Here is a 16,376-nt window from a genome sequence, read left to right as displayed (position 1 = left end):
TCCATTTCCCCCTTCAGGGTTGTCCGTATAATTTGACGATACTCAGATTTGCTAAAATAAGTGGTTTTTCGCTTACACTAAAATGGAAAATTAGCCCATTTCACTCATAGACAGCAAACAAGTTGGCTGTTATGCTAGCCTCAAAATGCTGATTCACGGTATGAAGGAGGCTGGGCATGTATCCAATTTGGAGAAAAATTTCGCTGCTCTTGACGGCTAGTGCACTGTTATTGACAGGTGTAACAGTTGGGGAATCCAAGGCTAGCGCAGAGGCAGACATTTATAGCATCAGCCTGCGCCCAATAGGTGGTGACTGGGATGATAAGCTTCCCTATGTAACCGCAGAGGTGCCATTCGTCATTATGTACAGTACAACAAAGGTTGTGTCTACAACTTTAGACGATGCTTTGTTCTATTCGCGTGATAATGGGGTAAGCTGGATCTCACTCACACGCGGGGAAGGTGGCGCACTAACGCTCCCGATCGATGCTAGCCTCACCTCTGTTCGCTTTCGCATACATGCATGGTTCGATCCCCTCTTAGGTAGCAACAGTGAGGACGATTATGTGTCGGAATACTTTAGCGTGAAGCAACCTGGCGGTCCGACCGATGTGAAAGCCGCAGCCAACTCCAATGGATCCGTCACACTAACTTGGCTGGATAATTCGAATATGGAATCACGCTACGACATTACGCGAACAGGACCTGATGGCAAGAAGACTTTCACTCTTACAGGTAAAACAGATTCTATTGGCCAAGTATCCTTTGTAGATACGCAAACTAGTAAAACCCAGGACACTTGGTACGTGTACCAAATCAAGCCGATCATTGACCAATATGCCATTCCCGAGTATTTGATTCCCGGAGAAGCCGTAACGATCGTGGAGTCTTCGGCTCCACTCGCCGGAATTAAAGACGTTGTCAAAATCGATGCGCCTCTATTGAAAGGGTCCGGTATACAACCCGTTCTGAAACCAGGTAAAACCAAATTAAACATCCTCGATGATATTGCGCGGATCACGGTTTCATCTGATCTCATTTCGAAAGTGGACGGTGTTATTACGAATGTACCAGACATCTTTACTGGTGCTAGTTCATGGGCCTTGCCTGAGTTGAAGCAAGCATTCGGGCTCGGATTGACAACCAGTGAAACATTAAGTAAATATACAGAGGCGATTACGAGAGAGGATTTTGCCGGGCTTGCTGTTCGGCTGTATGAGAAGTTGACGGGGAAAACACTAGCACCTGACTACAATCCCGTATTTAAAGATACGAATAATGTGCATGTGAACCAAGCGTATCGGTTGGGGATTGTGAACGGCTTGACGAACGATACCTTCGGGCCTAAGAACCCCATCTCCCGCCAAGAGATGAGCGTCATGCTGCTGCGGACGGTGAAATTAGCAAAGCCAGGCGTAATCATAGATACAACTACAAAAACGACCTTCAATGACTCAGGCTCCATCTCGAGCTGGGCGCAGGATGCAATGAACTTTGTTGTGAACTACGGCATCATGAATGGCGTTGCTGGCAACAAGCTCGATCCGCACGGTAATACCACGCGGGAGCAGGCTATCCTTCTCTCGCTACGCACGTTTTTGGCAACAGCGGTGCTTCATTAGAAGCTACTGCGTAATAAAACAAAAAGAGTCTGATGAACTATCATCAGACTCTTCCAAGCAACTTTCACGCGCATGTCATTTATTGAAACTGTGGCAAGTACTGCTTATGCACCTGCAAATATTCGTCCATAATCGCCTTGGCAACTGTAAACGACGGTACCAACGGATGCACTGTCAGCGCGTTCAGCGCAGCTTGATAATCACCTTTGACCGCAGCTTCAACAGCGTAGCGCTCGTAAGTTTTCACCGGTTGGATGAGCGACATCGCGATATCTGGAACTGTACCTACAGTAAGTGGAGTCGGACCATTCCGGTTCACAATACATGGTACTTCAACGACATCGTCGTCCTTCAAACCTGCGATTGTACCACGGTTCGGAACGTTCAGCGTCAACACTTGCTGCTTGTTCTGGTGAATGCCCTTGATCACGTTGATCGCAAGCCCTTCGTAGCCTTCTTCTTCGAACTGGTTAAAAGCTTCCGCTTCATTCTCGTGAATATTATGAACAGCGCCGGAAGTTTCACGCGACATATATGTACTTGAGCGCTTATCCAATGTCTCGTTGTAATCTTTCCATGCTTCCGCAAGTTTGCCTTCGCGGATGAGCGGCGCAATACGTGCCAACAACGGGCGGTTCAGCTTAACGATTTGCTCGCCACGTGTTTCACCCGTTTCCAAAATGTTACGCACCGATAGATCATGGTAGTAGAAATAGTATAAGTACTCGTTCGGCAGCATGCCAATGTTACGAATAAGTTCTGGCTCGAAGAAGCTGAAAACGTGTGCGCCTCTGGCCAATTCCTCGAAGCGGTCAAGGATCATCGGCAGTTGATCAACGCCATCCATATATACTTTTGGAATCCAGCCCAGATGATTCAGACCGAAATAGTCAACCTGCAGCCTAGAGTGATGAACCCTCAAAAACTTACTGAGCGCGTTTTTCATGCCGGCATGCGCGTCGCAAATACCGATTGTTTTACATTGGCCGTATGTGTTCAACGCTTGTGCAAGCAATCCTGACGGATTGCTGAAGTTGAGCAGCCAAGCATTCGGACAAACTTCATTAATGATGCGGGAGTACTCGATCATAACCGGAATCGTACGCAGCGCCATAGCGAAGCCACCCGGACCCGTCGTTTCCTGTCCCAATACACCATACTTCAATGCTACGCGCTCATCATGAACACGGCTTTCTTCCTGACCGACACGAACGGCGGAAAAGATGAAATCCGCACCTGTTAACGCTTCGCGAACATCGGTTGTAAACGTGACGCGGAATGGCGCTTCCTTCGTCTTCGCAATATATTCCGATAAACGCCCCATAATCATCAAGCGTTCTTCATCGTTGTCAAAAAGTGCAACTTCATCGAACTGAAGCTCCTCCGAATGACGTACCAGGCCATTCACGAGTAGTGCGGTTCTCATTCCTGCTCCACCTAATATTGCTAATTTCATCTTGTTTCTCCCCCTAGATGATTAATTATGAAGTCCCTTTTCACTTGCTCCCATGTCGGAGAGGCAGCCGTACCGCCAATGCCAAGTACCGATTGTCCGCCGCAATAATTGCCGAGCTGAATCGCTTCTTCCAGCGTCCAGCCTTTCAATACACCCGCCAATAACCCTGCCAAAAAATTGTCGCCCGCGCCCGTCGTATCGACCGGCGTTTCCACCGGGTTACCTGCGACGTGCCCTATGCCTCCAACCGTCGGGAAGATCGCACCCGCCGCTCCCAGCTTAATAATCGGCATTTCGACGATACCGTGCAGCGCTTCCAGCGCTTCCTCCGGCGTCTGTTTCCCCGTGATCGCCAGGGCTTCCGCAAGATTCGGCGTAAAAAAATGGCCGAGCTGCAGCAGCTCCTTTAACTCCCGACTATAAATCCATTCGTCGTCCCAACCGATGTCGAGCACGATGCGCATGCCTTTGCTGCGGGCTTTTTCAATAACTGGCCGATACTCCAGCCTCGCATTCACGATCAGCATCGACGCGTCAATCGTATCGAGGAGATCCAATAAATGATTCTGATAACCCACATCATCCAACGGGTCTTGGTAGGTAACGAAGGCACGGTCGCCTTCCGTGTTAATCGCAGCCGTAACTTGCCTCATCGGACGATCAACGGTGTAGGCATGTGCAGCCGTCAACCCTTCACGCTGCAGTTGCTCCCTAGTAAATTGACTCAGGAAATCATTTCCCAGCGGAGCGGCTACCGCAATGTTCATGCCTAACCGCGCCATAGCGACAGAAGTAATGTACGTGCTGCCTCCGCAAGTAAATTCAAAGCCTTGTCCGAAAACCTCTTCCCCCGGTTTTGGCATCCGCGGAACGTTCGAGAACACAATATCCGTGAAGATGGGGCCGCATACGAGAACATCAACGTTCACCATCTGTCATCTCCTTATTTTGACGCTAACATCATTTTCATTTCCTCAACCGACTCTTGAAAATGCGGGTACAGCCGGAATTCAATCTCCATGTTAACGATTCCCGTATAGTCAGAAATCCACTGGAACACATCCTCGTAAGGAATGGATCCCCAGCCGACTGGCAAATGTAGATCCCCGTAGCCGTAAGGCAAATTGCTCATATAAGTTTTGGCATCTTTTAGTTTGCCGAAATTGTCATGCACATGCAGATGCTTTACGTACGGGAGCACTTCGATAATCGCCTGCTTGAAATCGTACTTGTAGGCAATCGATGTCAAGTAGCAATGGCCTATATCCAGCGTCATGCCGACATTATCCAGCCCAATCCGCTTGATCTGCTCGACAACCTGCTGAGGGCGAATCCCGTAGGTATATTCATTCTTGATGTCGTACCAAATGTTGTTTTCCACACCGATCGAAATCCCGTGGCGCTGGGCCAAACGGCCGAGTTCCCGCAAACGGTTCGCATCTTCTTCGACCAATATGGCAAACAGTTCTTCACGATACAGCTTGCCGTACTTGGCATAATACTGTGGCATATTCGCTTCCGTCAGCTGCGCAAATGAACTGTGGTACACGATCGTTTGGCAGCCAAGCGCCGCTGAAAGCTCGATTCCTGCTTCAAAGCAGCGGTAATAATCGTCCCCCTTTTCAAGGGATAATAAGTTAAGCTCGTAGGGTAAGTGCATCGTGTAGCCGACCTGAAATTTGGCCAAAACCGCGCGAACACGCTCCAACCTTCTCGGATGAACCTTACCATCGATAACAACGTCCAGGCCGTGCATGATGAGTTCAACGTAGTCGCCACCTGCATCGGCGATATATCCGATATGTTTCTCCAGCGCTTCCAAATCCCCATTTACCATGTCTGCATTGAGACTAATGCCAATCCCTTTAACGTTCATCATTTGTCCTCATCATAGAAGAGGTATTTGGAGATCTCGACGGAGAGCTCTCTGCCTTCTTCCATTCTTTCTCGCCAGTCCACAAGGAAGCTGACATTCTCACTTAATGCAACCGTACCTTGCACGAAGTTACCTCGGTAGCTGGATTCCAAAGCTTTTACCTTAAACCCATTCACAGAATCTGGTTCCTCATGACGAACCCTTACATTTTCAGGGCGGAAACAGAGAAGTGTATCTCCATCCTTGCGGTTCAAGCCGCGAAGCGGAATAGGCGTTTCGCCAAGTGCGTAAAATGTTCCGCCACGAATGGTGCCTTTTATCTGATTGCTTCGGCCAACAAAGTTGGCTGTGAAGCTGTTCGCCGGCGTTTCATAAATTTCCTCTGGTGTGCCTACCTGCATGACGTTTCCTTTTTCCATGACAGCGATTCGGTCGGAAAGCTCGAGTGCTTCTTCCTGATCATGCGTCACGTAGATCGAAGTAATGCCAAGACGCTTCTGAATTTCTTTGATGTCTTTGCGCATCTTGATACGCAGCTTCGCATCCAAGTTACTTAGCGGTTCGTCAAGAAGAAGTACTTGCGGGTTCAGTACGAGTGCTCTCGCAATGGAAATACGCTGCTGCTGACCACCGCTTAGCTCGCCAGGGTAACGGCCTTCGGCGCCGCTTAAGTTGATCATATCAAGCGCCCATGCTACCTTTTCTTGGATACTCTTTTTATCCATTTTGCGCATCTTCAGACCATAAGCAATATTCTCAAAAATCGTCATGTGCGGCCACAGCGCGTAATTTTGGAAGACGAAGCCAATGTTCTTCTCCCACGGATTGAGCGGAAGTACATCGGTGTCGCCGAATAAGATGCTGCCGCTATCTGCTTTCTCAAAGCCGGCGATACAGCGAAGCAGCGTCGTTTTGCCACAGCCCGACGAACCAAGCAGTGTGAAAAATTCCCCTGGCTTAATCTCGAACGAGATGTCCTTCAGAATCGGGTTATCCCCGAAGCTTTTGCGTATATGTTTAATTGAAATAGCCGTTGAATTTATAGTACCGTTCACTGGTAATCCTCCTTACCCGTTCTTTGCTTCTTTTTCACCAAACTCCCTATACTTTCTTTCGTGAATTTTTGTTAACAAGAAGCAGCGGGATATAAATGCAAGTCATGAGCACGACCCCCATAGCGGCCGAGATTCCAAAATCAGCTCCTGCCGTCATCGCATTTTGGAAAATGACGACTGGCATCGTAACCCAAGGTGGTCGGTATAAAATCAGTGTTGAACTGAGCTCCGTCATAATTTGCAAGAACGAAAGCGTCGCCCCGGAAATAACACCACCAATCATCAGCTTGAACGTCACGTCTTTGAAAGCTGTAAACGGTCTCGCTCCACACATGAGCGCAGCATCCTCAAGCGCTTTGTGTACAAGGTAGAGTGATGATTCTGAGCTTTTGATCGAGAAAGGCAGCTTACGGATGAATGAGACAAGCACTAGAATGATCCATGTTCCTGTCAAGATAATCGGCGGCTTGTTAAACACGACGATAAATCCAATCGCTAGCACTGTACCCGGGATAATATAGGGAACCATCATGGAAATATTCACGAAGCTCGAAATGAACTTGTAACGCTTACGTACGATCAGGTAGGCGATACCCACACCGAAAATAATGTCCAGTATCGTCGACATCGAACCCAGGAAGAAACTAACGCCGATCGGAGCCAGATGGCTTTTGAACAAGTTTACATAATTGATGAGTGTGAACTGATTCGTCAGTACGCCCCACTTCCACTTCATCAAAGAGACGACGAGCAGTGTGATATGCGGCAGGAAGGACATGGTGAGAATAGCGCTTATGTACGTCACAATGACAGCCTTCATTCCTTTGCTCGGCTTTACAAGCACGGAGCGTTTAGCTGAGACGGAAGCGTAAGTCTTCTTAGCAAGCAGATACCTTTGTATCATCAGTGCCACGGATGCGACGAGAATCATGATAACCCCGACGGCCGAAGCCATGTGTAAATTGCCTCCGACCTCGCTTACAAATTCGCTGTAAACAAGCGTCGGCATGACCGGGAACTCTCCCCCGATAATGGCGGGTGTACCGAAATCCGAAAATGCTGCCAGCGCCGCCATGAACAACCCCGTGATAATGCCAGGCATGGCTAACGGAATTTCAACCTTCCATAACGTCTTTCGCTTGTTTGCACCAAGACTCATGGACGCTTCCTTCAGTGACGGGTCCTGTCCAGAGAATGAATCGTAGCTCAGCAAGAACACGAGTGGGAATATGAGCCAGATAATAACCCAGACGACCCCCGCTTCTCCACGCAACTTCCAGTTCAAGTCGTAGTGGAACCAGCTTTCAATAATTTTATTTAATACACCGTATCGTCCCAACAGTATGACCCAGGCATAAGCCCCAAGAAATGGAGGAGACGACGATGCCATCGTAATCAACGTTAACGTCGTATTTTTAAAACGAAAATCGAATTTGGAGAATAAATAAGCCAGCGGGACCGCAAGTACTGTTGCGAGCAGTGTGGAATACACCACAACTTGCAGGCTGTTGAAAAGGGCTGTTGTATAATGTTTTTTCTGAAAAAATTCAATGAAATTGTGGAAAGTAAAGCCGCTGCCGTCCTTACTCTGAAAGGAAGTGAGGATGGTTTGAAGCTGCGGGTAAAATATGAAACCGACAGACACGATCATACAAACGAATGCGAAGATGATCCACGGGTCCCTGACAGTTTTGTTAATGCTCTGTTTAAGTAAGTTTCCACCCATCCCGTTAGGACCTCCAACCCTTTATATTTCCCCTTGCACCGGCGAGAGACACCAGTGCAAAGGGTAACATCAAGCTCTTATTTTCTTGCTTTTTCAAGACGATCAACGAAGTTCTTGGACAGTTCGTCGCGGGATAGCTGCTTGTTCTCGATCATTTTCAGCTTGCCTAAATCTTGCATGCCAGCCGGAGGCTGAATGTCTTTGCGCGTCGAACGACGAAGAATTTGATCTTTTAGAATTTGATGTGCTTCTTTGGAGCCCATATAATCGACGAATGCTTTGGCGTTATCCATATCTTTCGCGCCCTTGATGATCGCAAGTGAATCAAGCACGTTGGTTACACCGTCTGATGGGAAAATCATTTTCACCGGCAAATTCGTTTGCTCCCACTTCGCGCCAAGGTCTTCATTGATGAAACCGATTGGCACTGCTCCGTCTTTCACCGCTGCGAACATCGCGTCAGAACCTGGGGATACTTCAACGTTTTTCAACATTTGCTGAACAAAATCCCAATCATACAAAGAGACGATGCCGTTCAAAATGCCTGCGCCTGTTCCTGACTTGCCCGGATCAGCAAACGCGATTTTTTGTGCTTTCCATTTCGGATCGGCCAAGTCTTTGATCGACTTCGGCCACTCGTTCGGATCTTTCAGAAGCTTGGTATTTACGAGAATCGCTTGCGGCATGAACGTCCATACGTGCCAAATATGATTCGGATCCTGGCGGATCATCTCTTTGTCAGTAGGTGACTCGTAGGGCTCGAACATTGCTTTTTGAATATCGAAAGAATAAGGCTCACCACCAAGCAGCACGTCGCCGCCTGGATTGTCTTTCTCCGCAGTAATCCGTGCTAGCAACTCACCAGAACCGGATTTTACAATCTCAGGTTTGATTTTCGGATACTGCTTCTTGAAGCCCTCGAACAGCGGATCGGTGATTTCTGGCCCAGCACCTGTATATATAACCACTTTGCCAGAAAGCTCTTTCTTAGGTACTGATGACTCATTGCCTGCAGATTTGGTTGCTTGCTCTGTTTTAGTACCGCCACAGCCGGTTAATGCTACCGTCAAGACAAGACCTATGGAGAGCGCTTTCAAAAGTTTTACATTGTTCATTGTGAAACCTCCCTGAGTAAGTTAGCTATCAATTATTACTGAGACAATGAAAACAACTACCAATTGAATTACAAATCATGTGAAGCAGTCTAAAATAGATTTCTAAGTTGTTGTAACAACATAGGCATTTGTATGTATTATTTGTTGCGTTGTTACTACATTCATAATATAATATTATAACAAGTACATTGTCAACAGCAATTTCATATCGTTTGTTTCACAGGTGTAAGCCTTTCCAACGTTGATATAAAAAGATGTTGTACGATTTACCATATTTTGATTACAATAATAAATATAGATACCTTAAGAATTTGTAATAACGACATTCTAACTCAAGTACATTGAATTATTAGGGGGAACGTAAGGATGGAAGTGAAGCAAGGCACCTCCTTGTATTACACGGTGAAAGAGAAGCTTTTGGAGCTGATTAAGTCAGGTAAGTACAAACTCGGGGATCAGCTGCCAACTGAATCAGAGCTGTGTCAAACATACGACGTCTCCCGCACAACCATTCGGCTTGCTTTGCAGCAGTTGGAGCTTGAAGGACATATTCAACGTGTTCAGGGCAAAGGCACATTCGTCTCCAAGCCGAAAATTCGTGAATCATTGACTCGAAACATCCGTACGTTTGTTGAGCAAATGAAAGATTTGGGCATCTCATCACTGTCGAATGTTATTGAGTTTGTTATTATTCCAGCAGACGATACATTAGCCGATACGCTTCAAATAGAAGAGAAGGACCCCGTTATCAAACTCGTCCGTGTTAGATATGCCGATGCAGAACCTTTACAGTACGTTACCTCGTACTTGCCATGGCGTGTTGCCCCCGGACTCATCAATGATGACTGTACCGGATCCCTATTCGATCTTCTTCGTTCCAAATACAATGTCGCCATTAACCGTTCAGTCGAGTCGATTGAGCCTGTCTTACTCGACGAGATGGTCAGCAAGCTGTTGGATGTCCCAGCGGGCTCGCCGGCTTTTTCACTTGAATCACTAACGTATAACGATAAAGAGCAGCCGATTGAATATTCTTACGGTCTCGTACGCGGCGATCGTTTCAAGTTCACGATGGAACGGTTCGTGAAATAAATGTTAGAACAAAACTTGTTGCCAATACGTCACTCTCCATCTAATGAGAAATGCAAAAAGGCAACTTTTTTCAATCAATTACACGATTTCAACTAGAATGGATGCAATAAGGCATCAATTTCTGTGTATTCAGCTCTATTCAGTCCTTTTCGCCGCGAAAAGATGCCTTTTTGCATTTATTTAGAACGTTGAAGTGATCTACTCTGAAAAAGATGCTCTTTTGCATTTTTGCTACCTGTGAACCGAACATAAAAATGAGGTAAGCTTTGCTTATACAAAAAAACAGACAGCTGGATTGCAGCTGTCTGTTTTTTTGCATCCGCTTCAGACTAAACGAAGCTTCATCGTTTTAATTTCAAAAGGATTCATCGTCACCGTGAGGTGATCACGATCGTAATCCACGTTCGTTTCCTTGATTCGTTCAACAAGGTCACATTCTTGCGCATCCTCAAGCGACGCAGCAAAGGAAAGCTTCACCGTTGCATGCATATCGAGCAGATTTTGGAATCGTAAGATGTAGGCGTCACCTTGCTCCGCTCTTTTGAAGGATAAAATATGGATCCCCTCTACGCCTTCTTTCAGGAGCTCATATGTGTTCGGTCCTGCAGGATTCCAACCTACGGTCACCTGAGGCGGCATGTATGCTTCGGCGGCTAACTGCTGAACGCGTCCTGACTTCCAATCCCCCGCATGAGGTACAATCCGGAATGTGTATTGAAAACTGCCGCTAATCCATTGTGGGAAATTCGTCCCCCATTGATTGTTAAATAAGTTGAAATGAAGGGTTGGCTGCTCAGGTACATACACTTTCGAATACTGGTAAATCCCCTTTTCACCAATGGAGAATAACGGCGTATCGAATGGAATGATCGTTAATCCTACTTGGTCATCCTGTACATCAACCCATTGACTAGCGCAGTGAAGGCGAGTATTCGCACCTTTCTCAATATCTGCAAGCGGATTGACAACACTGCCTAATTTCTGAAACCGATACTCCGGATGATCTGCCTTTAGTGCAAACGTGAAATGCCCACTCTCGGCATACGCAGTAGCTGCTTTACGATTAACTACCACTTGCATATCTGCAAAAGGTTGGCTTGCTTCCAAACGGATCAATATGCGGATCTCCTCGCCGTTCCCAAACTCCTCATAGCTTTCATTTGGCGTCGTGAAGACTATTTCAATGCTGCCCCAGCCAGCGCCATTTGAGATCTTTACGTCAGCAAGCTGCAGCCCATAATGCTTATGATCGATTCGAGGATATCCTGGTTTACCGAAATCGTTCACATACCAATCCGTTAGATCATAGCTGTATGCTTTTACAAAATCCAAAATCTCCTCTTTCCCGTAAACATCGTATTCGTATTGAGCGAACCTTCCGTTTACGGCCCATTCCTTCTGATTCTGCTTGTCATAGAAGCTGGTCACACAGCCTGACTGGGCGTTGACCACGATGCGTATCGCATCGTTTTCCAAAAGCGCGTTCTCTGCGACCTTCACTGCGATTGCATCTGTATGAACGTCGTCCAAGCTTTCCGCATACTCAAAAGTTCGATACCCCATCGGTGCCAATTCACCAATATAAGCCTCGCCCGCTTCATTAACGAAGAAGGTTTCCCTCGTTTCTCTATCTGTGAGCGTACCGCCCTTATGCTTATGCAGCGTGATCTTCGTGTTCTGCCGTTTCCATGCAAGCGGGTTATATACACCAATAACATTCGAATCTATGGCTGTAAAAGGCTGCACTTCGCTGAGCGCTTTCTCAGCTTGATCTACGTAGTTTTTCTGTTCAGCCCAAGAAGCTTCTGTCTTGAGGTAGGAGTCCGGAAACATTGCGCGGTCTTTCTGAATCGCAGATTTTCCAAAAGCGCGCTGGCTGTTACGGCCAGGCAATAAATTCGATTTAATATCGATTCCCCACGTATGTTCGCCGAATAGCAGCGTGTGTTCATAAGCCTCCGCTATAGCATTCTTATGTTCATCACCACCACGGATGCCTTGCAGCTGCTCAAGCGTCGATAAGCTTTCCCGTGTTGCAATATCCGAGCGCATCCTCCGTACACGGGACACTTCTTTTGGGTAAGTCCCAATCCCATGAATCCATGTATCGGCTAAATCCTTGCGAATCACAGGTATATCTTGATAATCTCTGGCCACAAAATCGCGTGCAAAATCATCCATTGTCCCGATTTTCACTTCGGTATCTGGATACTTATTGGCAATCTCATCTAACAAGTCTTGCACCACAGAGCCATCCTGTGGACCATAGTTGTCTTGCGTTTGCAGCAGCGCTATCCAGATGGGATATGGCCAATCCTCTGGCGGCGTCAGGTCTGTGCCATATGCCCCCTTGGAATAATAGGTTAAGACTCTGCTGCCATCCGGACCTTCCCAATGAAACAACCTTGGCAAATCAACCGGGGAAGAACAAGCATTTACGCCCAGATGTAAAAATTCAATGCCTGCATTTTTCAATAAAGTAGGCAGCATCCACGTATGACCGGGGACATCCGTCATTTTTGCGGAAATGGCCGTGTGTCCATATTGATCCCGAAGCTTTTCTGAGATGTAGAGCCCTCTAATATATTCTTCGGTGCCGCAAAACTCCGTATGTGTCGTAAACGGAAGCCCATGCCAACGCAGTTGTCCGTTCGTAATCAAGGCTTCCATTCTTTCCTTTCTACCCACATCCGGCGTATCCAAACATTCCTTCAGCATCCATGCAGGCAGTGTCCACACATAATGATGATCAGGGCCATCCTTCATCGTGTCTTCACATACCGCTAGAACGTCGTTCATCATCTCTTCTCTATATTGGGAGACGACATTGCTGGCCAAGTCCGTAAAACCCAAGTCTACGTGAGTTTTAAAAACAACATATATTTTCTCTAGTTGCCTCACTGTTCTCTCCTCCGTTATCTATAAATTAACGATGAATCCCGATCGTCACAATTTCACAAGGTTCCACCGATACATGAATTTGATCATTAGATTCAGCTTCGATGCGCGAACCGTACTCTTCCATGATTGAACTCTTGTAGAACTCTTTGCACGAAATATGAGAACTAAGCTGCAAGCTAGCCTTTTGGACGCTCATGTTGTACCAACGCAGCAGGAGCTCATCCGATCCTTCCTTCATTTTCATAGAGGAGAATGCCAACTCACGACCTTCCCACTGGAAGGGGGCAAACGAAGGTGAAATTTTTCCAGGATGGTTACCTGTCTGGCAGGATGTCCATGGAATTTGGAACTGATAGGCCCCCGCATAAGCACCTGACTGAACACCATCCCCGTTATGTGGAATGATCGTCATACGGACAGTGTGTTCTCCCAAACATTGTGCTTCTGGCGTTGGGAACAACCCCCAGTCACCAAGCTCGCCAACAGCACGAAGCAGTGTTAGGGCAACCGTATTGCGGCCGTCACGCAAAACCTCGTATTCGTTCAGTCCTAAATTGGCGACAACCAAGCCTGCCCCGGCCTCACTGAGATCAACGAATGCCTGCTGATGCTGCGTGTTGCTTGGGTTCTGCCATTCTTCAGCAGGTTCATTGTCCCTCTGCGGGACTTCAAACATCGTGTCAACACGGTGAACCTGCGTGTTCAAATCCGTCGGGAAGAGCATCCGCAATCGATGGTCCTTCGCTTGGTTGTTAAAGGTAGCTGCTATCTCTACCCCTTGACCACTGCGGCTCAAGCCGATAACCGTACGGATCTGCATGGGTATCATGAGGGTCGAGCGCTGCGCTTTTCGAGTTCCAAAGTAGCTTAATTTGCGCTGTTCTTCCTCTAGCATAGCGTCTGCTGATGCAGGCACTTCCCAATCGTGTACAATCTCAATGGATGCTTGGTACGGCGTATCTTCTAACACCCGAATTTGTGCGGCCACCCCATGGGTCGTTCGCGGCGTTTCGCCATCCGGCTGTTTGTACATGTACTCATTGCCGATATCCCCTGCATTCTCGTAGATGCCTAAATCCCGATAGACACGGCCATTCGTCTTGTCAGTTAAGTTGAATGTACCGTTGGCGCTGACTTCGATCTTCAACGCTTTATTTTCCAGCACACGGTCTCCCACTACTAACGAAGAGGCAGGTATTTCCGCTTCACGTTTCACCCAGGCATAAGCTTTCAGCCCTAATGCGGGCACATTCTCCGCTTCAAAGGTAAGCTTCACTTTGCGGCACATATAGGGCTGGCGGAACTTATCATCCGGTAAATCGTATCCGAATTGCAGGCCGAGATCCTGCATCGTGCAAGCAATGGCGTTCGCATGTTCATCCACAAGCGTCATGCCTGAAAGATCCATGGCTTGGATGGCCTGGCTTGCTTCCTCAGGCGTGTAACCGTCACGGAAGTACAAACGCAAGGCATCCAGCTCTATGTTCACGACTCCGCTCCGTTCCCAACCGGATGTGTTCATTACAATGAAGGGCAGCGCATTTTCCCCCATGTTGGCAAAGCCCGATGTATCGAGCATGTCGGCAATGGCCCGCTTGCTTTCATCGATGATCGCTTCCGCCACATGCCGACTTTTCTCAAACCGCGTCACCATTTCGCGGTGTACTTCATCTATCGAGCATCCGCATATGCTGTCATGCGGATGGTTTTGCATCAGCGTTTTCCAGGCATAGGTGAACAGATGATGCGGGTATGTCTCTTGGGCTCCAAGCACGTGCGCCAAAGCGGCCAAAGGCTCTGCCACTTTTTCCAACATCGCTTGCCCTAGCTGGTTCATTTGCTTCAAATAAACACGGGCAGAAGCCGTGTTCACTAGCGTATTCCAACCATCTGTACGTTGGCTGCGAAGCTCACCTTTTATAATGGAAAGCTCGTGGTTCCTGGAACGCTCAACAGCTTGCAAATAATCCAAAAAGTTGGAATGAATAAAGGCTGTATCTGGATAGAGCTCGCGCGCAACTTGAAGTGCCTCTGGCAAATCCAGTTGAATCGGCTGATGGTCACAGCCATTCATGAAGAGCAATTCGCCCATCGACGCATATTTCTCCGCATCCGCCAGCTTCTGCTCCCAGTAAATCTTCGCCTCTTCGCGTTCAACAGGAATTTCCCAGCCATTGTTATACCAATTGGCAAACAAAATGCCGAGTACATGAGAACCATCCGGTCCTTCCCAAATCAGTTCCGAGAAGGTAGATTCGTAATCACCGTCAGACACGGTATTGTTAAAACCCGTCGGCTTAACGCCTCGGCCAAAAAATACATTCGTAATCCCGAACTGCCGCATCAATTGCGGGGTCTGACCTACCAGACCGAAGGTATCGGGAAAATAGCCGATTTTCGAAACAGGCCCATATTTCTTCGCATCTTGGTGTCCAATCTGCATATTTCTTACGTTGGCCTCACCACTGGTAAGAAATGCATCCTGCAGGATATACCAGGGACCGATCAGAATCCGCCCATCCTGAATAAGTTGGGACAATTTCTCCTTCTGATCTGGTCTGACCTGAAGATAATCCTCAAGAATGATCGTTTGTCCATCCAAGAAAAAACTGCGATAATTCGGATCTTGGACCAGTTTATTCAGCAGCTCATCCACGAGTTTGACGAGACGCACATGATGTTTTTCATAAGGTAAATACCATTCTCGATCCCAATGTGTATGGGAAATGATATGAGCTGTTCGCTTCGAATTCATCCTTTAGCTCCCTCCCTTATTTGCACCAATGCCGAAATATTTCGAGAAGTGATCGATTGAACACCCATCTCAATAAAGTGCTTCATCTCCGCTTCTGTATTGACCGTCCAGATGTAGACATCCAGCTTATGGCGTGCTGCAGTTTGAAGGAGCTCTGGCCTTACAACACGATAATTCACGTTGAGACCAAAGCAATTCGCGCTCAAGGCATGCTCGCAGCTGATTTGAGCAGCTTCTATCTCATTTTTAGCTAGAAATAAGGAAGTATCTACGTTCAGCAACTTGCGTAAGCGTGGATTCGTACGGTTAACCGTTTGGGCCCGCAAAGTCTCACATCCGCTAAGAATGACCTGCTCGATTAATCCGTTTTCTTGGGCGAATCGGGAAACAGGCTCAATGCACGCATCCGATTTGATATCCAGATTCATTGTCTTACCTGAGGCCCGTAAGATCGGCATCACTGATTCCAACGATAAGATCCGAATGGTCTCACCGGGTGACCCGTTATGCGCTTTGATATCCAACTGACTGAGTTCTGCGTAGCTCATTTGGGAAATCCTATATTCCGTTCCATCCGCGGAGTAAACGTTGTCGTCGTGAGAAAGTACAAGAACTCCATCTGAAGTTATCAGGATGTCTTCTTCCACAATATCGGCCCCGCTATGAATCGCTGTTTCTATAGAAAGCAAACTATTATCTGGTGTGCCCATACACCCCGTATGTGCAGTTAGTAATGGATATGTCTTCATCAAATCTCACCTCAACCAAAGAATCATAG

Annotated in this window: 11 protein-coding genes; 2 read left to right on the top strand and 9 right to left on the bottom strand. The window is 47.3% G+C overall.

The genetic code is table 11. The features are described 5' to 3' along the window. Nucleotides 1–176 precede the first annotated feature (176 nt). Nucleotides 177–1,622, top strand: a complete 1,446-nt coding sequence (locus AC58QG_RS19245) for an S-layer homology domain-containing protein (protein WP_497363746.1) — start codon at nt 177–179, stop codon at nt 1,620–1,622. 79 nt (nt 1,623–1,701) lie between these two features. Here AC58QG_RS19245 and AC58QG_RS19240 read toward each other — a convergent pair whose 3' ends face one another. The 6 genes from AC58QG_RS19240 to AC58QG_RS19215 all read right to left on the bottom strand — a co-directional run bounded on the left by AC58QG_RS19240 (nt 1,702) and on the right by AC58QG_RS19215 (nt 8,850). Then, nucleotides 1,702–3,078, bottom strand: a complete 1,377-nt coding sequence (locus AC58QG_RS19240) for a family 4 glycosyl hydrolase (protein WP_497363745.1) — start codon at nt 3,076–3,078, stop codon at nt 1,702–1,704. Further along, nucleotides 3,075–4,010 (bottom strand): carbohydrate kinase family protein, encoded by a 936-nt coding sequence (locus AC58QG_RS19235; RefSeq protein ID WP_497363744.1) that lies wholly within the window; start codon nt 4,008–4,010, stop codon nt 3,075–3,077. The genes AC58QG_RS19240 and AC58QG_RS19235 overlap by 4 nt, the downstream gene beginning before the upstream one ends. Nucleotides 4,011–4,021: 11 nt before the next feature. Further along, nucleotides 4,022–4,957, bottom strand: coding sequence for a sugar phosphate isomerase/epimerase family protein (locus AC58QG_RS19230; RefSeq protein ID WP_497363743.1), 936 nt, complete (start codon nt 4,955–4,957; stop codon nt 4,022–4,024). After that, a complete protein-coding gene (locus tag AC58QG_RS19225) occupies nt 4,954–6,009 on the bottom strand; it encodes an ABC transporter ATP-binding protein (RefSeq protein ID WP_497363742.1) in 1,056 nt (351 codons plus the stop codon). The genes AC58QG_RS19230 and AC58QG_RS19225 overlap by 4 nt, the downstream gene beginning before the upstream one ends. 46 nt (nt 6,010–6,055) lie before the next feature. Next, entirely contained in the window at nt 6,056–7,735 is a 1,680-nt protein-coding gene (locus AC58QG_RS19220; RefSeq protein WP_497363741.1) for an ABC transporter permease, read from the bottom strand. A gap of 77 nt (nt 7,736–7,812) precedes the next feature. After that, nucleotides 7,813–8,850, bottom strand: a complete 1,038-nt coding sequence (locus AC58QG_RS19215; RefSeq protein ID WP_497363740.1) for an extracellular solute-binding protein — start codon at nt 8,848–8,850, stop codon at nt 7,813–7,815. A 366-nt stretch (nt 8,851–9,216) separates the two neighbouring features. Here AC58QG_RS19215 and AC58QG_RS19210 point away from each other — a divergent pair, with 366 nt between their 5' ends. Beyond that, a complete protein-coding gene (locus AC58QG_RS19210; RefSeq protein ID WP_497363739.1) occupies nt 9,217–9,942 on the top strand; it encodes a GntR family transcriptional regulator in 726 nt (241 codons plus the stop codon). Nucleotides 9,943–10,266: 324 nt separating this feature from the next. Here the strand turns inward: AC58QG_RS19210 and AC58QG_RS19205 are convergent, their stop codons facing one another. From AC58QG_RS19205 to AC58QG_RS19195, 3 genes are read right to left on the bottom strand one after another with little or no spacing between them, the layout of a single operon-like run. After that, nucleotides 10,267–12,843 (bottom strand): DUF5054 domain-containing protein, encoded by a 2,577-nt coding sequence (locus AC58QG_RS19205; protein WP_497363738.1) that lies wholly within the window; start codon nt 12,841–12,843, stop codon nt 10,267–10,269. A gap of 25 nt (nt 12,844–12,868) precedes the next feature. Then, complete coding sequence (locus tag AC58QG_RS19200) at nt 12,869–15,598, bottom strand: alpha-mannosidase (RefSeq protein ID WP_497363737.1); 2,730 nt, start codon at nt 15,596–15,598, stop codon at nt 12,869–12,871. Beyond that, a complete protein-coding gene (locus AC58QG_RS19195) occupies nt 15,595–16,347 on the bottom strand; it encodes a glycerophosphodiester phosphodiesterase (protein WP_497363736.1) in 753 nt (250 codons plus the stop codon). The genes AC58QG_RS19200 and AC58QG_RS19195 overlap by 4 nt, the downstream gene beginning before the upstream one ends. Between the last annotated feature and the right edge of the window lie 29 nt (nt 16,348–16,376).

The organism is Paenibacillus sp. J22P169 (assembly GCF_059691995.1).
The sequence above is the reverse complement of the archived record's forward strand: the minus strand, read 5'-3'. Positions and strand labels throughout refer to the sequence as shown.

Coding starts and splice junctions, on each gene's coding strand:
- AC58QG_RS19245 (WP_497363746.1), top strand. CDS start 177: ATGTATCCAATTTGGAGAAAAATTTCGCTGCTCTTGACGGCTAGTGCA.
- AC58QG_RS19240 (WP_497363745.1), bottom strand. CDS start 3,078: ATGAAATTAGCAATATTAGGTGGAGCAGGAATGAGAACCGCACTACTC.
- AC58QG_RS19235 (WP_497363744.1), bottom strand. CDS start 4,010: ATGGTGAACGTTGATGTTCTCGTATGCGGCCCCATCTTCACGGATATT.
- AC58QG_RS19230 (WP_497363743.1), bottom strand. CDS start 4,957: ATGATGAACGTTAAAGGGATTGGCATTAGTCTCAATGCAGACATGGTA.
- AC58QG_RS19220 (WP_497363741.1), bottom strand. CDS start 7,735: ATGGGTGGAAACTTACTTAAACAGAGCATTAACAAAACTGTCAGGGAC.
- AC58QG_RS19215 (WP_497363740.1), bottom strand. CDS start 8,850: ATGAACAATGTAAAACTTTTGAAAGCGCTCTCCATAGGTCTTGTCTTG.
- AC58QG_RS19210 (WP_497363739.1), top strand. CDS start 9,217: ATGGAAGTGAAGCAAGGCACCTCCTTGTATTACACGGTGAAAGAGAAG.
- AC58QG_RS19200 (WP_497363737.1), bottom strand. CDS start 15,598: ATGAATTCGAAGCGAACAGCTCATATCATTTCCCATACACATTGGGAT.
- AC58QG_RS19195 (WP_497363736.1), bottom strand. CDS start 16,347: ATGAAGACATATCCATTACTAACTGCACATACGGGGTGTATGGGCACA.